This window comes from Nocardia sp. NBC_00881 (genome assembly GCF_045207455.1).
Lineage (GTDB): Bacteria > Actinomycetota > Actinomycetes > Mycobacteriales > Mycobacteriaceae > Nocardia.
In genome coordinates this window covers 4,726,323-4,746,853 of record NZ_CP108798.1, presented here as the reverse complement: position 1 = coordinate 4,746,853, position 20,531 = coordinate 4,726,323, and the positions used below count along the sequence as shown (strand labels likewise).

The window sequence follows — 20,531 nt, the reverse complement described above, 5'->3', positions numbered from 1 at the left end:
GTCAGTCTTTCGGCTCGAGGTACTTGGGGTACACCGGTTCCGGCGCGGGCAACGCCACATCGGGCGCGATCGGCGTCGCGATGTCGGCGAAGGTCCGGTTCTGCTGGCCCAACTGATCGAGGATCCGGCCCGCCGAACCCGGCACCACCGGCTGCACCAGGATCGCGACGATCCGCAGCACCTCCAGTGTCACGTACAGCACGGTGGCCTCGCGGGCCAGATCCTCCGGCGTGCCGGACTTCGCCAGCGCCCACGGCGCCTGCGCGGAGAAGTACTTGTTCGTCTCACCGAGCGTCAGCCAGATCGCCTCCAGCGCGAGATGCATCTGCTGGGCGTCGAATTCGGTGCGGCAGCGCTCCAGCAGGCCGGCCGCGAGGTCGAGCAGGGCGCGGTCGTCATCGCTGAACTCGCCCGGCTTCGGCACCACGCCACCGCAGTCGCGTGCGACCAGTTTGGTACTGCGTTGCACCAGATTGCCGAACTCGTTGGCCAAATCGCTGTTGATTCGGCCGACGATGGCCTCGTGGCTGTAGCTGCCGTCCTGACCATAGGAGATCTCACGCAGCAGGAAGAAGCGCACCGCGTCCAAGCCGTAGTTCTCGACCAGCTCCAGCGGGTCGACGACGTTGCCGACCGACTTGGACATCTTCTCGCCCTTGTTGTACAGGAACCCGTGTACGAACACGCGCTTCGGCAGCTCCAGACCGGCCGACATCAGGAACGCCGGCCAGTACACGGTGTGGAACCGTGTGATGTCCTTGCCGATGATGTGCACGTCGGCCGGCCAGAACTTCTGGAAGGCCGCGGATTCGGTGTTCGGAAAGCCGACACCGGTGACGTAGTTGGTCAGCGCGTCCACCCACACGTACATCACGTGATCCGGGTGGTCGGGCACCGGCACACCCCAGTCGAAGGTGGTGCGTGAAATGGACAGATCCTTCAGACCCGCCTTGACGTAACTGACGATCTCGTTGCGACGCGTTGCGGGCGCGATGAACTCGGGATGCTCGTCGTAGAGCGCGAGCAGCTTGTCCTGGTAGGCCGAGAGTTGGAAGAAATAGTTCGACTCCTCGGTCCAGGTGACCGGTGTCTTGGACTCGGAGGAGATACGGGTGCCGTCCGCGAGCACCACGGTCTCCTCCTCGGTGTAGAACGCCTCGTCGCGCACCGAGTACCAGCCCGAGTAGTTGCCGAGGTAGATGTCGCCGTTGGCCCGCATCCGCTCCCAGATCGCGACGCTGGCGGCCTGGTGGTCCTCGTCGGTCGTGCGGATGAACCGGTCGAAGGAGATGTCGAGTGTCTTGTCCAGTGCCTCGAACACGTCCGAGTTGCGTGCCGCGAGTTCCTCCACCGGGATGCCCTCGGCGAGCGCCGCCTGCTGCATCTTCTGGCCGTGCTCGTCGGTGCCGGTCATGAAGAAGACGTCGTACCCGTCGAGCCGCTTGAAGCGGGCGATGGCGTCGGCCGAGATGTACTCGTACGCATGCCCGATGTGCGGCGCACCGTTCGGGTACGCGATGGCCGTGCTGATGTAGAAGGCGGGACGGTCAGCTTCGCTCATGGTGTGTCTACTGTAATGTGCGTGCTTTCCTTCGCTCGCGTGAGCATCCCCGGCGTCCCTCCGCGGATCGCCGCGCCCGGATCCGGCATTCGGTCCACGGTTCTCGGCGGCGGTCGCCGATGAGCGCCGAACGCCCCGCGCCGAAATTGCCCGAGCCGCTCGCGCCGCTCGTGGACGCGCACACCCACCTGGACGCCTGCGGGGCCGGCGACGCGGCCTCCACCGCGGTGATCGTGGACCGTGCCGCGTCGGTCGGCGTCGGCCAAGTGGTCACCGTTGCCGATGACCTGGCCGCCGCGCAGTGGGCTGTGCGGGCCGCGCACTGGGACGATCGCGTGTTCGCCGCCGTCGCACTGCATCCGACCAGGGCGAACGCTCTCGACGACGCCGCGAAGACGGAGCTGGAGGGCCTGGCCGCCGACCCGCGTGTAGTCGCGGTCGGGGAGACCGGCCTCGATTACTACTGGCCGGGCAAGCTGGACGGCTGCGCCGATATCGAGACACAGATCGAGGGCTTTCGCTGGCACATCGACCTGGCCAAGCGAATCCGCAAACCCCTGATGATCCACAACCGCGAGGCCGACCACGACCTGCTCACGGTGCTGCTGGACGAGGGCCCGCCGGACACCGTGATTTTTCACTGCTTTTCCTCGGACACGAATATGGCGCTGTCGTGTATCGCCGAAGGCTACATTCTGAGTTTCTCCGGGTCGGTCAGCTTCAAGAACGCGCACGAGCTACGCGAAGCGGCCAAAGTCGTGCCAGACGATCAGATTCTGGTCGAGACGGACGCGCCGTATCTGACCCCGCATCCGTTCCGCGGCGCGCCGAACGAGCCGTACTGCCTGCCGTACACGATGCGAGCGCTGGCCGAACTGCGGGAACAGGATCCCGTGGAATTGGCGAAGATCACCACCGCCAACGCACGTCGCGTCTATCGCATCTGACGCCGCCCGTTTCCGGTCGAGATTCCGCACGCGCATATCCAGGTGACATGCACGAGTGCCCCCAAGAGGCGGGGTATGTGCGATGTGTTCTATATCACTTCAGATGCTCCGATTTGTGATTTACCTGCGGCGTCTATATCTGTTCGTAATAATGAAAAGGCGCTGCTCCACAGCTTACGGTTGCCGGATCCCGACCTTTTCGTTATCGTCCTGTGACCATGTCTCCATTCGCGAGGATCAACCAGTCGCGTTCCCCGCTGCTATACGCGGCGGTCGGTGCGCTCCTGCTGACGCTGATCGTCGGCGCCGGACTCGCGATTGTGAATCGTAAGACGGTGACCGTCGTCGTGGACGGCGAAAAGCTGTTCCAGACCACCATGTCGCGCGATGTGCGCGGCGTATTGAAGACCGCGGGCTTCGTGGTGAGCGACCGGGACAAGGTGGCTCCGGCGCTCGCCGCGCACATCGGGAACGGCGCGACCATTACGTTGAACCGCGCCCGTGAGGTCGACCTGCTGGTCGACGGGATGACCCAGAAGGTGTGGACCACCGGACTGACTGCGGGGGAAGCGCTCGAACAGCTGAGGATTTCCTCGGAGGTGTACGTCTCGCCAGCGCGCACCGAGAAACTGCCGCTGGCGGGCGCGGCGCTGCGCATCGCGACCCCGCACACGGTCGCGCTGACGGACGGCCTCGGCAACCCGGTGGATGTGCGTCTGGCCGCCCCCACTGTCGGCGAATTCCTCACCGTCGCGGGTATCCCGCTGATCGAGCAGGACTCGGTCGAGCCCGCTGCGTCCACCCCGCTGACCGACGGTCTGCGAATCAAAGTGACGCGCAAGCGGGTCGAGCACCGCACCGAGACGGTGCCGCTGGACCCGCCGGAGAACATCATCGAGGACCCGACCATGAACATGAGCCGCACGGTGGTGGAAGCCACCGGCGCGCCCGGCGTCCAAGACGTCACCTTCGCGGTCACCATGGTCAACGGCAAGGAAGTGCACCGCGAGCCGATCGGATCGACGGTGAAGGTGACCGCGCAGCCGAAAACCGTCCGCAAGGGCGCCAAGCCGGGAACCGAGGTGCCGCCGGTGCGCGACGGCGCGATCTGGGACGCGCTCGCGCGCTGTGAATCGACCGGCAACTGGGGGATCAACACCGGCAACGGCTATTACGGCGGCGTGCAATTCGACCAGGGCACGTGGGAGCGGCAGGGCGGTCTGAAGTACGCGCCACGCGCCGACCTGGCCACCAGGGAAGAGCAGATCGCCGTCGCGGAGGTCACCCGCGCGAGGCAGGGCTGGGGCGCCTGGCCTGCGTGCACCAGCAGGCTCGGCATCAACGACTGACCGACGTCCCGTCCCGCAAGGCGAACGCGCGCGTGTCAGGGCAGCTGTGAAGCGAATGATGCATAGCGTCTCGATACGGAGAATTACGTGTCACGACGCCGGGAGTCTCACTGACGGCGAGGCAGCCGCGGGCCGCGCGCGCCCGGCCACAGCGGTCGGAGACGTCGCGGTCACCGCCGGGTTGGTAGGTTTCCGACGTGTCCGAATCTGAAATTGCCGCTCGTGGGAGTGCCGCGTTGCTCGGGCCCGCCGAGGTGCGGGCGCTGGCCGAGCGGCTCGGGGTGCGGCCGACCAAGCAACTCGGGCAGAACTTCGTGCACGACGCGAACACGGTGCGGCGGATCGTCGCGGCCGCGGGGGTGGGACGTGCCGACGTGGTACTCGAGGTCGGGCCCGGTCTCGGCTCGCTGACCCTCGCGCTGCTGGACGTAGTGGATTCGGTGGTCGCGGTCGAGATCGATCCTGTGCTCGCCCGGCATCTGCCGGTAACCATCGCGGACCGCGCGCCGCGGCTGGCCGAGCGGCTGTCGGTGGTCCAGGCGGACGCGTTGCGGGTTGACGCCGCGGATCTGCCCGCCGCGCCGACCGCCCTCGTCGCCAACCTGCCCTACAACGTCGCGGTGCCGGTCCTGCTGCATCTGCTGGCCGAATTGCCAAGCATCGCAGTCGCTTTGGTGATGGTGCAGGCCGAGGTTGCCGATCGGCTCGCCGCCGAGCCCGGCAACCGGACCTACGGTGTACCCAGCGTCAAAGCGGGCTTCTTCGGCGCGGTCCGGCGCGCGGGCGCGGTCGGCACCCAGGTGTTCTGGCCGGTCCCGCGCGTGGACTCGGGTCTGGTCCGGATCGAGCGCTACGCCGAGCCGCCTTGGTCGACGGACATCGACCACCGCCGCCGGGTCTTCGAAGTCGTCGACGCAGCCTTCGCGCAGCGTCGCAAGACCCTTCGCGCCGCACTCGCGACCTGGGCGGGCTCGCCCGCCGAAGCCGAACGCCGCCTGCTCGCGGCCGGTATCGCCCCCACCGCCCGCGGTGAAACCTTGGACACCGCGGCCTTCGTTCGCCTCGCGGCCCAGACGTAGCGCTGCGCAAACCGTTGTGGCTCCGCATACAACGGTTCTAGGTGTGCGCGGAGCCACGCCCCTTGTGTGAAGGAGTGTCAGACGGCGAGTTGGTAGCCGGCTTCGTCTACGGCGGCGATGATCGTGTCGGTGGGGATCGGGGTGGTGCTGTCGACTCGGACCGCGCCGCTGGCGAGGTCGATGTCGACGCTGGTGACGCCGTCGATCTTCCCGATCTCGGTCTTTACGGAGCTGACGCAGTGCCCGCAGGTCATCCCCGTGACGGTGTAGGTGGTGGTGGACATTGCCGACTCCTCAGCTCGATGGTGATCATACGGCCGGGGGGTATATCGGCCGTAGCAAACATACCCCCTGTGGGTATGAATCGCAAGGGGCTCTCTCGGCGGCCGCGACGTGCGGCTATGCACCCCAGCCCCGCATGGCCAGCTCGGCCACCTTCTCCAGTTCGGCCCGGCTCGCGCCGTCCGTGGCTGCCTGGGACATGCCCTGCATGACGGTGCCCACGTAGCGGGCCAGCGTGTGCGCGCCGAAATGTTCCGGCAGGATGCCCGCATCGATGTCGACCTGGATACGCGCGGCGATCGACTCGATGTTCCGCTCGCGCATGCCTCGTAGCAAGTCCGCGATCTCGACGTTGGTGGTGTTGACTCCCGCGTTGATCACCAGGCAGCCGTGCGGGCGGTCAGGCCTGGTGTACTCCGTGGCCGCTTCGCGCAGGATGCGCCGGACGGTTGCCTCGGCCGTCGGCTCCTCGGCGAGTGCGCGCGCGACGAACCCGCCGTAGCGCGCGCCGAAGTTCGTGACGGCCTCGACGAACAATGTCGCCTTGTCGCCGAACGCCGCATACAGGCTCGGGGGCCCGATGTCCATGGCGGCGGTCAGGTCCGCGATTGAGGTGGCCTCGTATCCGTGCGCCCAGAACAGCAGCATGGCCTGTTCCAGTGCCGCGTCCCGATCGAAGGATCGGGGCCGTCCCCGGCTCGCTGTGCTCACACCACCCATTTTATAGCGATCGCTAGAGAACATGGTAACTTGGTTTCTGTAGCGATCGCTAGAGAAAGGTTCCGTGATGGGCGCACTGACGGGCAAGACGGCGTTGGTGACCGGAGGCAGTCGAGGGATCGGTCGGGCCGTCGCCGAACGGCTGGGTCGCGACGGCGCGCAGGTCGCAGTCCACTACAACAGCAACGAGAAGGCGGCCGAAGAAACCGTCGCCGCGATCGAGGCCGCAGGCGGTGAGGCGTTCGCCATCCGCACCGAACTGGGCGTGCCCGGCGACGCCGCGGCACTGTGGGCCGCCTTCGACACCCACGCCGACGGTCTGGACATCCTGGTGAACAACGTGGGCATCGACGGCATCCGCGAGTCGATCGCAGGCACCGACGAGGCGGCGTTCGACCGGGTCTTCGCGGTCAACGCCAAGGCGCCGTTCTTCGTCACACGGCTCGGACTCGATCGACTTCGCGGGGGCGGCCGGATCATCAACATCTCCACCGGTCTCACTCATGGCGCGCACATGCCGCAGCTGATCGCCTACACCATGTCCAAGGCGGCGATCGACAGCTTCACCAGCGTGCTCGCCAAGGACGTCGGCGCGCGCGGCATCACGGTGAACGCGGTAGCGCCCGGTGTGATCGACACCGACATGAACGCGTCCTGGCTGCGCAACGCCGAAACCGAGGCGACAGTGGCGGCCTGGTCCCCGCTCGATCGGGTCGGTCAACCCGCCGATGTGGCCGATGTCGTCGGTTTTCTCGCCTCCGACGACGCACGGTGGGTGACCGGGCAGTGGATCGACGCCACCGGTGGTGCGCTGCTGTAAACGAGCCGAGCGGTCGGATGGTGCAGCGGTTATGCAGCTGCCTCGGCTTCGTTCGGCCCGGCGCGGGCTTCGGATGGACTTCTTCCAGCTGCGCCCGTTATGCGGCTGCCCCGGCTTCGCGCGGCCCGGCGCGGGCTTCGGACAGACTTCGTCCGGCTGAGCCCATTAGGCTTGAGCACCGTGCTGTCAGTAGTGCCGAGTCCCGTCGCCGTGCGCGCGCCGTCGAAGGTGAACCTCCATCTCGGAGTCGGCGACCTACGTGCCGATGGCTATCACGACCTGACCACGGTGTTCCAGGCGCTGTCCCTGAGCGACGATCTGCGGATCGCTCCGTCGGCTTCGCTGGCCGTGCGGGTCACGGGTGAAGGCGCCGCGGACGTGCCGACCGATCGTAAGAACCTGGTGTGGAAGGCGGCCGTCCGGCTCGCGCACATCGGCGGACGGGCCCCGCTGGTGGAAATCGCCATCGCCAAAGGCATTCCGGTGGCGGGCGGCATGGCGGGCGGCAGCGCGGACGCCGCCGCCGCGCTGGTCGGGCTGAACGCGCTGTGGGATCTCGGCCTGTCCAGGGACGAGCTCGTCGCGCTGGCGGCCGAACTCGGCAGTGACGTGCCGTTCGCGTTGCACGGCGGCACCGCGCTGGGCACCGGCCGCGGCGAACGGCTGCTTCCCGTGCTATCGCGCAACACGTTTCACTGGGTGCTCGCCCTCGCTAAGGGCGGCCTGCCGACTCCGGCCGTGTTCGCCGAGCTCGACCGCTTGCGTGAGCTCGGCAAACCGCCCCGGCTCGGCGAACCACAGCAGCTGATGCAGGCGCTGGCCTCTGGAGATCCACAACAGCTCGCACCTCTGCTCGGTAATGATTTGCAGGCGGCGGCGCTGTCGCTGAAGCCGGAACTGCGCCGCACCCTGCGTGCTGGTCTGTCCGCGGGCGCGCTGGCTGGACTGGTATCCGGCTCTGGGCCCACCTGCGCCTTCCTCTGTGAGAGCGAGGAATCCGCGGTGTCGGTGGCGGCCGAACTCGCGGGTGCGGGCGTGTGCCGCAGTGTCCGGACGGCCAGCGGCCCGGTACCGGGTGCGCGCATTGTCAGCGACGGGCCGTCGGGAAAACACTGATCCTGCACTACACCCAGGCTGGGTGGAACGCAGAGCTGGGCGCAACCCATCGACGCCGGGTGTCAGTGTTCCGGTATGGATGTTCAGGAGACGGCGTCGGCCAGGCGATCGACCTGATCGGCATCGCGCCCGTAGCAGTAGAACATCACCTCGTCGACGCCGAGACCGTCGAATTCCGCGAGGGCCGTGCGGATTTCCGTCGGCGTGGTCAGCATTCCAGCGAGCACGGTCTCGGCGTAGTCGCTGAACGCGTAGTATGCGCCCATGGCGGCTCGGGCGTCGCCGATCACGTCCTGTGGGCCGAGCGCGACGTTGACCTGGGCGACGATGCGTGGCTCACCAGACCTGCCGTTGTCCTTCCAAGAGCGGCGCACCGTGTCGAACAGTCTGCCCGCCCAGGACGGCGGCACGGCGGCGAGGAACCCTCCGCCCCAACGGCCGACTCGGTCGAGTGCGGCTGGCTGAAAGCCGCCGAACAGCATCTCCGGGCCTTCGGGTCGCAGTGGCGCCGGGCCGATCGGCCCGCACTCGGTGCTGTAGGGCTCACCCGCCCACAGGCGCCGCATGATCGCGAGCTGCTCGTCCATCCGTCTACCGCGGGTGCGCAGGTCGGTGCCGGAGGCGAGGTGGTCATCCGCGCGACCGCCGACGCCGAGGCCGAGCACCAAGCGTCCGTCGGACATTCGATCAAGTGTCGCAACCTGTTTCGCGAGCAACACCGGATCGCGTAGTGGCGCGAGCAGCACTTCGGTCTGTACGCGGACGTGGCTGGTCGCACCGGCGACCATGGCCAGCGCGATGAGTGGTTCGGGGTTGCCATAGACAAGCCGGTCGAGCAGGCCGAGCGTGCGAAATGGGCCCGTATCGGCGCGCCGGGCCCAGTGGAGCAGGGCGGCGGGATCGGAAATGGGCAGGCCGAGGCCGACGTGCATGGAGAACCTCCAACAGAGCAAGGGAAAGTAAGGGTGCCGCCCACCGACACCTCGATGCGACGAGGTGGGCTCCCACGCTGCGGCAGTACTTTCTGGGGAGCGCCGGATCGGATTCCTTGGAACGAACGGTGTTCGTCGAGATAATTCTGAACGAACAACGTTCGTTTCGCAAGTCTCGCCAGCGAGTTTCCCCGCCGTTCGCCGGGCGGAGGATCGGTCGGCACGGTCGGTACGCTGGCTCCGGGCACATATCAGCCCGCCGCCGCAAGACCCGGAAGGATCCATGTCCAACCTGATCAATCTCGAACAGGTCCACAAGAGCTTCGGGATCACCCCACTACTGGACAATGTGTCGCTCGGCGTGCACGCGGGTGAACGGATCGGCGTAGTCGGCCTCAACGGCGGCGGGAAGACCACCCTGCTCGAGGTGCTCACCGGCATCGAGGCGCCCGACAGTGGCCGGGTCAGTAGGGTCGGCGGACTGCGCTCAGCGGTGGTGACGCAGCGCGGCGTCCTGCCCGAGGGCTCGACTGTCGGCTCGGTGGTGCTGGCCGGTCTGGCCGACGACGCCATGACCGACGATATGGCCGAACACGAATGGGCCGCCAACCCTCGCATCCGCTCGGTGCTGGACGGCATCGGCATCGCCGATCTAGGCATGGACGCCCCGGTCGACAATCTCTCCGGCGGCGAGCGCCGCCGGGTCGCGCTCGCCGCCGCGCTGGTGCGTGAACTCGACCTGCTCGTGCTGGACGAGCCGACCAACCACCTCGACGTGGAAGGCGTGCAGTGGCTGGCCGAGCATCTGCTGAGCCGCCGCAGCGCGCTGGTCGTGGTGACTCACGACCGCTGGTTCCTCGACACCGTCGCCACCAACACCTGGGAGGTGGTCGGCGGCAAGGTGGAAAGCTACGAGGGCGGATACGGCGACTGGATCTTCGCCCGCGCCGAGCGCGCCCGCCAGGCAGACTCCTCCGAGGCGCGACGGCGCAACCTCGCCCGTAAGGAGCTGGCGTGGCTGCGGCGCGGCCCGCAGGCGCGCACGTCCAAGCCACGCTATCGGGTTGAGGCCGCGGAGTCGCTGATCGCCGACGTCCCCCCGCCGCGCGACAGCGTCTCGCTGGCCGCCTTCGCGCGAAAGCGCCTCGGCCGCGTGGTGATCGAATTGGAGGACGCCACTCTCGCCACCCCGGACGGCAGGGAATTGGTGCGCGACCTGACTTGGCGGCTGTCGCCGGGGGAGCGGGTCGGCCTGGTCGGCGTCAACGGGTCCGGCAAGACAACGCTGCTGCGCGCGCTGGCCGGAGACGACGGCGCAAACGGCCCCGTGCTCGCCGAGGGCAAACGGATCCAGGGCCAGACCGTGCAGATCGGCTGGCTGCGCCAAGAACTCGACGACCTGCCGACCGATCTGCGTGTGTTGGAGGCAGTGCAGCAGGTCGCGCAGCGAATCATGCTCGGCGACAAGGAGGTTTCGGCGGGCCAACTGGCCGAGCGGCTCGGCTTCAGCCCCGCCCGCCAGCGCACTCCCGTCGGCGACCTGTCCGGCGGCGAGCGCCGGCGCCTGCAGCTGACTCGCATCCTCATGTCCGAGCCGAACGTCCTGCTGCTCGACGAGCCGACAAACGACCTGGATATCGACACCCTGCAACAGCTGGAGGATCTGCTCGACAACTGGGCGGGCACCCTGGTGGTGATCAGCCACGACCGCTACCTGATCGAGCGCATCTGCGACTCGACCTGGGCGCTGTTCGGCGATGGCAAGCTCACCAATCTGCCCGGCGGCATCGAGGAGTATCTGAACAAGCGCGCGGCCCTCAGTGCGGGCCGAGTCCGCGCCACCGCGCCGGAGACCAAGCCTGTCGACGCCTCGGCCACCGATTCCGCGACCTATCGTGCGGCCCGCAAGGAGCTGACCCGCCTCGAACGCGCGATCGACAAGCTGTCCGACCGGGAACAGCGTCTGCACGCCGCGCTGGCCGACGCCTCCACCGATCCGGACAAACTGATCACCTTGGGTGCGGAGCTCAAACAGGTACTCGTGGAGAAGGAGACGGCCGAGGAGCGCTGGTTGGAACTTGCCGACGGTGTGTAGCCCACGCGCCTAATGCCCGGAGGCGCGTCCGTCCTGCACGACTACCGGCAGGCAGGTTCGCACGAAGTCCCGGCCGAAATCCGTGAGCACCACGCTGCGATAGATCACCTTGGTACCGAACCCGGAGCGCTTCAGCATCTCCCGCACCGGCGACTGCGCCTCCAGCAGCTGGTAGCGGTTCGGATTGCCGATCGGCTCGCGCGTGTGCTCGACCAGGCCGAGCCTGCGCAAGTTGGTCAGGTACTGCTGGATCCGATTCGGGAAGCGCAGGCCCGCCTGCTCGCCGACCAGCGTGAGCATTGAGCCGATTCGTTCCGCGCCGAGCGCACGCGGACGTCCGGTGCGGACGTCGATCGAGGGCTGTGGTCCGTCCAGACGCAGGAAACGCAGAATGCGCGCCTCGTCCGGGGTCAGCTCGGCGAGCATGCCCGCGAAGGCCGGGTGGTTCGTGTCCTCGTCGTGCGTGCTCGCCGACAAACGCAGAAGCGCGGCGCCCTGCTCGCGCAGCGTCGGCACACCGTCCTGCGCAGGCGTTTCCGGGGTTGTGGGCAGTCCGAGCACCTTGCGCATCGCGTCGCGCACCTCGGACTCGGCCTCAGCGAATACTTCTCGGGGCGGCGCTCCCTCGATGCTGCGCCGCACGACGGTGGAGGCCACGCCGACCGCGGTGCCGACGCCCCAGGCGGTAACCTCGGCGACGGCGGCCCAGGCGACCAGGGCGACACCGGTCGCCGCACGCACGGTGGCGACGGGCACCGATATTCGTGGAGGTAGTTCGCTGGTACGAACGACGTCCGAGGTGGGCCGCCGTGCGATCTCCCGGGATGGCCCGGCGTTCGCCTCCGTCGCGTCGGGGTGCTCGACGGCTTCGATGTCGCCGCCGTCCGGACCCGCTACAGCCATGATGTCGCCACTCCTGTTCCGAAGATCAGGATATGAGCGTATCCGGCAAACAGCCCGAGCACGCCGCCATGCACGAAAAGCAACCATTCATCCTGTTTGATGGCGGCTCTCAGCATGTCTACGAAGTCCGGGGGCGACAACGCCGACATCTGTTTGGCGATGTACTCGTTGATCTGCCTGCCCTGACGGATGTTGAACTCGGGGTCGGCGAACGCGATCGGCGCGATAGCCATGGCCTCGGTGGTGAGCGTCGATTGCAACGAGTCGTATTCGCGACTGCCGAGCACGAACTTGACCGCGGAGCGGGCAGGCCCGAGCGCGCGATCGGCGGCGGGTCGCAAAGTGTCCTCGAGCATCTGCATGGTGCGATCGGAGCGCGGGCCGTTGAGCAACTCGTCGCCGATATTCGCCACGGTGATCACCTGACTGGACACCAATTCCGCGTAGCCATCGGTGATTTCGGATTTGCGTTTGATCAGTAGACCCTGCCGCCACGGGCACCACCACTTCGGATAGGCGGGCGCGAAGATCATGTTGATCCCGATCCAGTTGACTACCCAGCCGATGATCACCCCACCGATCGGCAGCACGACGAGGCTGGACCATCCGGTCGTATGCAGGACGGCGACCAACACCGCGCCCATGGGCGCGCCGAAGTAGAAACCGAAGTTCTGCATGAATCGCAATTCCTTGGCGCCGAGCACCTGGAACAGCGTGTTGAGCAGGTGCGGGCGGGCCTGGAAGTACCGGATCACCATCTGCTTCACATCGAGCAGCTGATCGATATTCGCGCCCAATTCTTCGGTGAGCTCGCGCAGGATCTCCGGCAGTTGCTGGCGCACCCTGGCGTGCACCATGTCACGGACCTGATTCGGCAGGTTGTACCAGAGCTGGGGATGTTCGCGCCGCAGGATTTCCTCGACGATGTCCTTGATCTGCGCATCGGCGATGCCGGCCAGATGCTCGGCCAGCTTGTCCGGCTCCAGCTCGCGGTAGAAGTCGGCGACGCTGCCGAGTTTGGCAAGGCCCTTGTCCACCGCGATGCTGGCCATCTTGTCGGCACGCGACGGGACGATGCCCTGCCAACCGAATCTGCCGTCGTAGCTCAGCAACGGCAGTACTTGAATTCGTTTGGGGAGGAACGGATATAGCGCGCGCAGGCCAGGGACGTGAATGCCGTGGAAGGCGACGGGCTTGAAGAGCATGAGCACGCCGGTCCAGTTGGTGATGTAGCCGATGACCCCCGTGAAAAGGGGGATTGTCACAAGCTCGAGGAGGAACGTGGGGTGGATTCCGAAAACGCTCTCTAACACGACACCCTCCTGCCGATACACCGGTGACCGCCGCCTCACCGGCACCATAAACTAGCACTCTCTCGGCAAAGCAACGCGATTGCGAGCGGAGGGCCTGCTTACACCGCGAGTACGCCCCCGTAGGGACGGTTGTCGAGCTATCGGTCACCGTGATCGTCCGGAATGCCGCGCTGTCCGAGTCAGGCGACAATGACCGGCGACACAGGGGGAAGTAATCTGTGGGGCGGATTCGTTCACCTGGCGATATCGGAGAAAATGTGGCAGACGACAGGACCGGACAGGACGTGGCCCGGGCCGGTTCCCGCGCCGTCGAGCGCAGCTCGGATGTCGAACAGCGGCAGATCAGCAACGAGGCGCGACTGATCCGCGGCGTGTTCCGTGCGGCAGGACTGGCCGCGGGCACGGTCGTGCGCGGTGGTCAGTGGGCCGTCGGCACCACCGTCGATGTGACCAAGGAGATCACCCAGGCAGCGTTGGACGGCGAGTCGTCGGCAGAGATCGCCGAGCGGACCGGAAACGCGTTGCGTTCCATAGCCCGCAGTGCGCTCGGCGTCAACGAGGGATCCGTGCGCGAGGTCGTCAGCTATGTGCCGACGTCCAACGGTCCAGGCTCGCAGCAGGCGCTGGCCGTCGGGTCCCAGCTCCGCTCGGCGAGCACGGAGGAACTGCGTCGCCGCGGCGACGCACTGCTGGCCAGATCCGCGGATGTGTACTTCACCGAGGACGTGCACCCGGCCTATGACCGCATCCTCGACCAGCTCGCTCCGGACGAGGCGCGCATGCTGCGCTTCATGGCGCTCAACGGTCCGCAACCGTCGGTAGACGTGCGCACCAACCGCCCGCTCGGCATCGGCGCGGAGCTGGTGCAGGGCGACCTCACCTCCGTGCCCGAGCAGGCGGGTGTGCGCTACCCGGATCGCGCGCGCTCGTATCTGATCAACCTCAACCGCCTCGGCCTGACGCTGACCTCGGACGATCCGGTGGTATTGAGCCGGTACATGGTGCTCGAGGTGCAGCCCGTGGTGGAGGCGGCGCTGAAAAAGGCGGGCCGGGCGCCCAAAATAGTGCGCAAGAGTCTGCGGCTCACCGAGTTCGGCGAGGACTTCTGCCGCACGTGCTTCACCATCGGAGGTTGACCGTCTAGTTGATCTTCAGGGATATTCCCCGAACTGTGATAGCAATCTGATACAAATCTCCCAATTCGTGAAGTGGCGTGGCTTCGGATGGGATTGTGGAGGTATGGATCAGGGAACCGGCGGGCAGGAGCGCGGCGACCCAGGCGTAGGGATCGGCGCGCAGGTGCGTAGGGACCGGGGTGCAGGCACCGGTGAACAGGAGGGCGGCGACCAGCGAATGCGCGCCGGCGCGTCGGAACGCGGTGACCAAGCACTGCGCGCCGGTGCGTCCGAACGCGGTGACCAGGCGATGCGCGCCAGCTCGTCCGAAAGCGGGAACCTGGACGCCGGTGGGCAGCTGCGTTTCGACGCGGGGCCGATCGATTTCGGGCAGGTACGCGACGATCCGAGAGCCAAACGTGGCCGCGACGAGCGGGAAATGGGTGACGTCGCCGCCATCAGTCGGCTGAAGTATCGTTATCTGCGCAGCCTGGACACCAAATCGTGGGACGAGTTCGTGGACACCATGGTTCCCGAGGCCACCGCCACCTACAGCGAATATCTCCAGTTCGAATCGCGCGACGCGTTTCTCGCGTTCATGCGCAACACCCTCGGTCCGCACGTGATCACCGAGCACCGATGCGACCATCCCGAGATCGATGTCGACGGCGACTCGGCGACCGGCACCTGGTACCTCGCCGACACCGTCCTGATCCCCAGCCACAACATGCTGCTGCGCGGCGCGGCCTTCTATTCCGACCGCTATGTTCGCTGCGACGACGGCTGCTGGCGGATTTCGCATACCGGTTACGAGCGCACCTACGAGGTGGTGCTCTCGCTGAGCGACCTGCCGAGTCTGCGCCTGACCTCCAGCAGGTGGGGTCTGATCGCGCGGGATGACGGCATCGCCTCGGTCCAGCGCGAGCCGGGTGCCGCGCCGCGGCCGCCCGAGCCCGAAGCCGAGTGACTCAGTCCGCGGTGGCGACCAGCGGTTCCAATGTCAGCGTCGGATGTTCCTTCTCGATGTATTGCAGCCGCCACTTGTCGCTGAACAGCGCGAGCAGCGCGCCGTCGCTGCGGGTGAACACCTCGACCCCGCGCTGACGCCCGAGTTCCTCCGCCGAGGCGGCGTCGGTACGCCGAGCGAGCGAGTAGCCGAGATGCTCCATCGTGGTCTCGACAGTGAACTCCGCGAGCATGCGCGTGGTGACCACCTCGAACTGCATCGGGCCGACCGCCGCGAGAACCGGCGAGGCGTCACCGCGCAGTTCGTTGCGCAGCACCTGGACGACACCCTCGGAGTCGAGTTGATCGATGGCCTTGCGGAACTGCTTGTACTTGCCCGCGCTCCGCGCGCGCAACACCGCGAAATGCTCCGGCGCGAAGGATGGGATCGGCGGGAACTCCACCTTCTTGTCCACGAACAGGGTGTGGCCCGGTGCCAGCGCCGTCGCGTTCACCAGGCCGACCACGTCGCCGGGGTAGGCGGTGTCGACGGTGGCGCGCTCGCGGCCGAACACGGTAAGCGCGTACTTGGTCGCGAACGGCCGTCCGGTCTGTGCGTGTGTGACCACCATGCCGCGCTCGAACTCACCGGACACGATCCGCATGAAGGCAAGTCGGTCGCGGTGCGCCGCGTCCATACCCGCCTGCACCTTGAACACGACCGCGCTGAACGGGTCGGAGGTATCGCGCGGGGTTCCGCCGACATCCGGGCGCGGGCCCGGCGCGGGCGCCAGCGCGACCAGGGTCTCCAGCAGTTGCCGCACGCCGAAGTTCAGCATCGCGGAGGCGTAGACCACCGGCGAGGTCTGTCCGGCGAGGAACAGCTCCTGGTCATGGTCCTGCCCGATGGCCGAAAGCAGCTCACTCTCCTCGACGGCGGTGGTCCATGGCTCGCCCTCCCGCGCCTGCGCGGACTCCGGGGTCAGCGACTCCTCCGGCGCGATGGTCGCGCCGCCGGCGGTGCGGGTGAAGTGGATGTATTCGAGAGGCGCCCCGCCGGGACCGCGGCGCAGCAGGCCGCGGAAATCGCCCGCGATGCCGACCGGAAGGAACAGCGGGGTCGGGGTGAGGCCGATTCGCTCGTTGATCTCGTCGAGCAGTTCCAGCGGCGCCTGTCCGGGACGGTCCCACTTGTTGATCACCGTGATCACCGGGATGCCGCGGTGGCGGCAGACCTGGAACAGCTTCAAGGTCTGCGGTTCCAGGCCCTTGGCGGCGTCGATCAGCATCACCGCGGCGTCGACGGCGGTGAGCACCCGGTAGGTGTCCTCGGAGAAATCGGAGTGGCCGGGGGTGTCGACCAGGTTGATCACGCTGTCGACGTCCGAGCCCGCGGGACGATAGTTGAACTGGAGCGCCGTCGAGCTGACCGAGATGCCGCGCGCCTTCTCCATCTCCATCCAGTCCGAGACCGTGGACTTGCGTCCGGCCTTGCCGTGGATCGCGCCCGCCTCGGAGATCATCCTGGCGTGTAGGGCGAGTGCTTCGGTGAGGGTCGATTTGCCCGCGTCAGGATGGGAGATGACCGCGAACGTGCGCCGCCGGGCGACCTCGGCAGTCAATCCGCGGGGGGCGGGCGCGACGACACCCTCAGGGGAGGCGCTCAACGGAAACAACCTTTCACAGACAACCGATCGGCAACCACGCCAGCGTACGTGACAGACATGAGGGCGACCCGACGCGCTGGTGACCACCCGATTCCAGTCACGGCTGTGCGCTGCGGTATGGTGTTCGGGTTGTCTCGGCGAGGGTGACCGCAGACCTGTTTGCGCACCGTGATCGACGCGGCTCGGCTTCCGGCCGTCCTCGTTCGGTCTTCGCCCGACGAGTAGACCAACCCGGTCAGGTGTGAGCAGCCCCTGACGTGTAACCGTTGACAGTCCGGAAGAGCCGTAGGAGTAGATCCAGTCATGTCCGACGCCAACCTTCTCGAAGCCGCCGTACGCACCGAGTTCGGCAAGGGTGCCGCCCGCCGCACCCGCCGCGCGGGCAACGTCCCGGCGGTGCTCTACGGCCATCAGGCCGACCCGCAGCACCTGTCGGTCAACGCCCAGGCTTTCGCCGCGATCCTGCGCGAGCACGGCACCAACGCGGTGCTGAACCTCGTCATCGACGGTAAGAAGCAACTCGCGCTGACCAAATCCGTTGTGGTGCACCCGATTCGCCGCTACATCGAGCATGCCGACCTGCTGATCATCAAGCGCGGCGAGAAGGTCACCGCCGACGTGATCATCGCCGTCGTCGGCGATGCCGCCCCGGGCACCCTGGTCACCCAGGAGGCCACCACCGTGTCCATCGAGGCCGACGCGATGAAGCTTCCGGAGACCATCGAGGTCTCCGTCGAGGGCGTCGAGCCGGGTACCCAGATCACCGCGGGCGCACTGGAGCTGCCCGCCGGTGTCGGCCTGGCCGCCGATCCGGAGACACTGATCGTCAACGTTATCGCCGCCCCTGCCGCCGCGGCCGAAACCGAGGGTGCGGCCGGCGAGGCCGAGAGCGCTGAATAACACCGAATCGTCGACCGGGCCCGCGCTCGTTGTCGGACTGGGTAACCCAGGTCCCGAATACGAGCGCACCCGGCACAATGTCGGTTTTCTGGTCGCCGACGTGCTCGCTGAGCGCGTCGGCGGCCGTTTTGGTGTGCACAAGAAATCCGGCACGGACCTACTGCAGGCCCGGCTGGACGGCCGCCAGGTATTGATCGCCAAGCCGCGGTCGTTCATGAACCTGTCCGGTCGGGCGGTGGCGGCGCTGGCCAGGTTCTTCTCCGTGTCGCCGACCGAGGTGATCGTCGTGCACGACGAACTCGACCTTCCGTTCGGCGCTATCCGGCTCAAGCGCGGCGGCGGCGAGGGCGGCCACAACGGGCTCCGCTCCGTCTCCAGCGCCTTGACCACCAAGGATTACCTGCGCACCCGCATCGGCATCGGCCGTCCGCCGGGGCGGCAGGATCCGGCCGACTACGTGCTGAAGCCGTTCTCGGCGCCGGAACGCAAAGAGGTCCCGGTGATCGTCGAGCAGGCCGCCGACGCGGTGGAGCTGCTGCTTCGGGTCGGTCTGGAGACCGCGCAGAACCAGCTCCACTGACCCCGCGCCGCAACGCTCAGCGCGCAGTTCGCGGATCGTTCATTCCACGTGGATGGCGGTGGCTGCGCGGCGCAGTTTGCCCGACGAGGTCTTCGGCAGCGCACCAGGACCCAGCACCGCCACGGTGCGCGGCCGAACTCCCACCTCGGAGAACACCTCGTGCACGATCTCGTGCTCGATTCGTTTGACCTCGTCGGGGTTCTGATGGCTGTTGCTCTCCACCACCACGGCAAAGCTCTCCCGCTTCTGGCCCGCGTTGAGGCGTACCGCGACCGCGTTGCCGGGGCGGACACCGGTCACCCTGGTCGCGGCGCGTTCGATGTCGGTGGGATAGATGTTGCGGCCGCCCATGATGATGACGTCCTTGATCCGGCCGCACACCACGATCAGGCCCTCCTCGGTGAAGTAGCCGATGTCGCCGGTGTCCAACCAGCCGTCGGCGTCCTGGGCGGGACGGAATCCGTCCATCGTCACGTAGCCGGATGCGACCGCCGGGCCGCGCAATTCGATGACACCCACCGAGCGGATCGGCAGCGGCTGACGCTCGCTGTCGACGATCCGGCCTTCCAGATTGTCGACGAGGTAGCCCAGGGTTGCCAGCCTGCGGACGTTGCCGGCGTGCCCGTGCTGGTCCGGCACCGGCACCGCCTTGCCGATCGCTTCGAGTAGATCGGCGTCGATCACGTCCACCACTTGGCCGAGGCCGGGGTCGGGGACCGAGACGGCGAGCGTGGTCTCCGCCATGCCGTAGACCGGGGTGAGCGCAGTCGGGTTGAGTCCGAACCGTCTTCCGGCCGTGGCCAGCGCGTCCATGGTGTCCGGGTCGACCGGTTCCGCGCCGTTCCACATGTAACGCACGCTGCTGAGGTCGAATGCGGCGTCGTCGGCCTGTCGTAGCCGTCGGGCCAATAGTGAGTACGCGAAATTCGGTGCCGCGGTGACGGTGCCGCGGTATTTGTCGATCAGCTCGGCCCACAGCAGCGGGCGGGTCAGGAAGTCCAGCGGCGTCACGCAGACCACTTCCGCGCCGAATTGCATAGGGACGGTGAGGAATCCGACCATGCCCATGTCGTGGAACAGCGGAAGCCAGCTGATCATCACGTCGTCGTCGAGCTGGAACTTCACCCGGTCGAACATGGCATAGGCGTTGACGAAGAAGTTTTCGTGCGTGATCCGCACCGCCTTGGGCGAGCCGGTCGAGCCGGAGGTCAACTGCTGCAACGCGATATCGTCCTCGCCGGTGGGCACCGGGTCGATGTCGGGGCTGTCGGGCAGCTGGTCGATGCGCACCACGGTGATGCCGCGCTCGCGCAACAGCGGCTCGGCCGCCTCGAACGGCGCGCCGAGGACGACAGCGCGCGCCTCGATCATGGTCAGCACCGTCTCGGTGTCACGAGCCCAGAGTGCGAGATCGGTGCGCGGGGTCGGTTGATGCAGCATGGTGATCGACGCGCCGCGCATCCAGATAGCCTGGCAGGCCGGGGCGATATCGACCGGCATCCCGGCCAGCACGCCGACCGCGTCGCCGTGGCCGATTCCCGCCGCGGCCAAGCCGCCCGCCATGCGGCGGGCGATCCGGTGAATCTCCGCCCAGGTGCGGCGCAGCGGGGCGGCCGGCTCGCCGGTCACCAGGCCCCGCTCGGAGGTCTGCGCCGTGGCGTACATCTCGTCGGTGAACCTGCTCAAAACCTCAACTCCTCATCACCCACCGTCGGCCGAGACCCGGCCTCCACCAACTATCCCGCGATCGCCGCGCTGCGTTAACCCCCCTTCTGAAGATCGCAGGTCAGGACCGTATCGCCGGGCGCGAAGGTGGCCGCGTAGCGGTCGACACAGCACCGGCCGGACTGCGTGGCCAGTTCGCGCATCAGCTCGTCGGTGGCGGTGCGCACCGCATCGCGCTGTGCGACGGGCGGGTAGTGGCGCGGCGCGCCGAAGTCGATGCGCACCTTGCCGAAGCGCAGCAGGCGGGTGTGGCGCGGGTTCACCAGATCGGTGCCCGAGAGGTCGCCGGAACGACGGGCGCCCCGGTCGTCATCGCCACCCGCAGGGCACCGGTGCGACCGCGATAGATCCGCCCATGGCCCTGTGGACCAACCTGCACGGTATCGCCGCCTTACAGGCCAACCGCAGCCTGCGCCTGGTCGGCCCGGGTGCCGGCGTCGCGGCACTGGTGGCCAGGGCGCTGGACGCGCATTTGGCCTGAA

The 20,531-nt window shown here is 67.3% G+C and carries 19 protein-coding genes and 1 pseudogene; 11 read left to right on the top strand and 9 right to left on the bottom strand.

Features of this window, described 5'->3' with window-relative positions; genetic code table 11:
* Position 1: 1 nt before the first annotated feature.
* Positions 2 to 1,609, bottom strand: a pseudogene (gene metG, locus OH799_RS19965) (methionine--tRNA ligase); the annotation flags it as partial.
* A gap of 71 nt (positions 1,610 to 1,680) precedes the next feature.
* On the opposite strand from metG, the gene OH799_RS19960 reads away from it, so the two are divergent.
* The 3 genes from OH799_RS19960 (at position 1,681) to rsmA (ending at position 4,936) form a co-directional block, all read left to right on the top strand.
* A complete protein-coding gene (locus OH799_RS19960) occupies positions 1,681 to 2,508 on the top strand; it encodes a TatD family hydrolase (protein ID WP_406266230.1) in 828 nt (275 codons plus the stop codon).
* 218 nt (positions 2,509 to 2,726) lie between these two features.
* The gene (locus tag OH799_RS19955; protein ID WP_406266227.1) at positions 2,727 to 3,857 is read left to right on the top strand and encodes a transglycosylase family protein; all 1,131 of its coding nucleotides are present in this window, start codon (positions 2,727 to 2,729) and stop codon (positions 3,855 to 3,857) included.
* Between the two features lie 197 nt (positions 3,858 to 4,054).
* On the top strand, positions 4,055 to 4,936 hold the full coding sequence (rsmA, locus tag OH799_RS19950) for a 16S rRNA (adenine(1518)-N(6)/adenine(1519)-N(6))-dimethyltransferase RsmA (protein ID WP_406266224.1): 882 nt from the start codon (positions 4,055 to 4,057) through the stop codon (positions 4,934 to 4,936).
* Between the two features lie 77 nt (positions 4,937 to 5,013).
* On the opposite strand, the gene OH799_RS19945 is transcribed toward rsmA, so the two are convergent.
* Both OH799_RS19945 and OH799_RS19940 read right to left on the bottom strand, forming a co-directional pair.
* Positions 5,014 to 5,220: a heavy-metal-associated domain-containing protein gene (locus tag OH799_RS19945; protein WP_406266221.1), complete on the bottom strand. Its 207-nt coding sequence runs from the start codon at positions 5,218 to 5,220 to the stop codon at positions 5,014 to 5,016.
* Between the two features lie 115 nt (positions 5,221 to 5,335).
* A complete protein-coding gene (locus OH799_RS19940) occupies positions 5,336 to 5,929 on the bottom strand; it encodes a TetR/AcrR family transcriptional regulator (protein WP_406266218.1) in 594 nt (197 codons plus the stop codon).
* A gap of 76 nt (positions 5,930 to 6,005) precedes the next feature.
* On the opposite strand from OH799_RS19940, the gene OH799_RS19935 reads away from it, so the two are divergent.
* Entirely contained in the window at positions 6,006 to 6,758 is a 753-nt protein-coding gene (locus OH799_RS19935; RefSeq protein ID WP_406266215.1) for an SDR family oxidoreductase, read from the top strand.
* A 180-nt stretch (positions 6,759 to 6,938) separates the two neighbouring features.
* A complete protein-coding gene (locus tag OH799_RS19930) occupies positions 6,939 to 7,874 on the top strand; it encodes a 4-(cytidine 5'-diphospho)-2-C-methyl-D-erythritol kinase (RefSeq protein WP_406266212.1) in 936 nt (311 codons plus the stop codon).
* Between the two features lie 83 nt (positions 7,875 to 7,957).
* Here the strand turns inward: OH799_RS19930 and OH799_RS19925 are convergent, their stop codons facing one another.
* Positions 7,958 to 8,806 carry an LLM class flavin-dependent oxidoreductase gene (locus OH799_RS19925; RefSeq protein WP_406266209.1) on the bottom strand — a complete coding sequence of 283 codons (849 nt, stop codon included), beginning with the start codon at positions 8,804 to 8,806 and terminating at the stop codon, positions 7,958 to 7,960.
* Positions 8,807 to 9,089: 283 nt separating this feature from the next.
* On the opposite strand from OH799_RS19925, the gene OH799_RS19920 reads away from it, so the two are divergent.
* Entirely contained in the window at positions 9,090 to 10,901 is a 1,812-nt protein-coding gene (locus tag OH799_RS19920; RefSeq protein WP_406266206.1) for an ABC-F family ATP-binding cassette domain-containing protein, read from the top strand.
* A 9-nt stretch (positions 10,902 to 10,910) separates the two neighbouring features.
* On the opposite strand, the gene OH799_RS19915 is transcribed toward OH799_RS19920, so the two are convergent.
* A complete protein-coding gene (locus OH799_RS19915; protein ID WP_406266204.1) occupies positions 10,911 to 11,804 on the bottom strand; it encodes an Abi-alpha family protein in 894 nt (297 codons plus the stop codon).
* On the bottom strand, positions 11,795 to 13,069 hold the full coding sequence (locus OH799_RS19910; protein WP_357272799.1) for a hypothetical protein: 1,275 nt from the start codon (positions 13,067 to 13,069) through the stop codon (positions 11,795 to 11,797). Before OH799_RS19910 ends, OH799_RS19915 begins: the two co-directional genes overlap by 10 nt.
* Before the next feature lie 305 nt (positions 13,070 to 13,374).
* On the opposite strand from OH799_RS19910, the gene OH799_RS19905 reads away from it, so the two are divergent.
* On the top strand, positions 13,375 to 14,253 hold the full coding sequence (locus OH799_RS19905; RefSeq protein ID WP_406266201.1) for an Abi-alpha family protein: 879 nt from the start codon (positions 13,375 to 13,377) through the stop codon (positions 14,251 to 14,253).
* Positions 14,254 to 14,671: 418 nt separating this feature from the next.
* Positions 14,672 to 15,199, top strand: coding sequence for a nuclear transport factor 2 family protein (locus tag OH799_RS19900; protein ID WP_357272839.1), 528 nt, complete (start codon positions 14,672 to 14,674; stop codon positions 15,197 to 15,199).
* 1 nt (position 15,200) lies between these two features.
* Here the strand turns inward: OH799_RS19900 and OH799_RS19895 are convergent, their stop codons facing one another.
* Entirely contained in the window at positions 15,201 to 16,844 is a 1,644-nt protein-coding gene (locus tag OH799_RS19895; RefSeq protein ID WP_406266197.1) for a peptide chain release factor 3, read from the bottom strand.
* Positions 16,845 to 17,147: 303 nt separating this feature from the next.
* Between OH799_RS19895 and OH799_RS19890 the strand changes: the two genes are divergently transcribed.
* Complete coding sequence (locus OH799_RS19890; RefSeq protein ID WP_406266194.1) at positions 17,148 to 17,744, top strand: 50S ribosomal protein L25/general stress protein Ctc; 597 nt, start codon at positions 17,148 to 17,150, stop codon at positions 17,742 to 17,744.
* Entirely contained in the window at positions 17,737 to 18,324 is a 588-nt protein-coding gene (gene pth / locus OH799_RS19885) for an aminoacyl-tRNA hydrolase (protein WP_406282295.1), read from the top strand. Before OH799_RS19890 ends, pth begins: the two co-directional genes overlap by 8 nt.
* Positions 18,325 to 18,363: 39 nt before the next feature.
* Here the strand turns inward: pth and OH799_RS19880 are convergent, their stop codons facing one another.
* Both OH799_RS19880 and OH799_RS19875 read right to left on the bottom strand, forming a co-directional pair.
* Positions 18,364 to 20,010: a fatty acyl-AMP ligase gene (locus tag OH799_RS19880; protein WP_406266192.1), complete on the bottom strand. Its 1,647-nt coding sequence runs from the start codon at positions 20,008 to 20,010 to the stop codon at positions 18,364 to 18,366.
* A 74-nt stretch (positions 20,011 to 20,084) separates the two neighbouring features.
* Positions 20,085 to 20,312 carry a hypothetical protein gene (locus OH799_RS19875; protein WP_406266189.1) on the bottom strand — a complete coding sequence of 76 codons (228 nt, stop codon included), beginning with the start codon at positions 20,310 to 20,312 and terminating at the stop codon, positions 20,085 to 20,087.
* A 92-nt stretch (positions 20,313 to 20,404) separates the two neighbouring features.
* Between OH799_RS19875 and OH799_RS19870 the strand changes: the two genes are divergently transcribed.
* The gene (locus OH799_RS19870) at positions 20,405 to 20,530 is read left to right on the top strand and encodes a hypothetical protein (RefSeq protein WP_406266186.1); all 126 of its coding nucleotides are present in this window, start codon (positions 20,405 to 20,407) and stop codon (positions 20,528 to 20,530) included.
* Position 20,531: the final 1 nt, after the last annotated feature.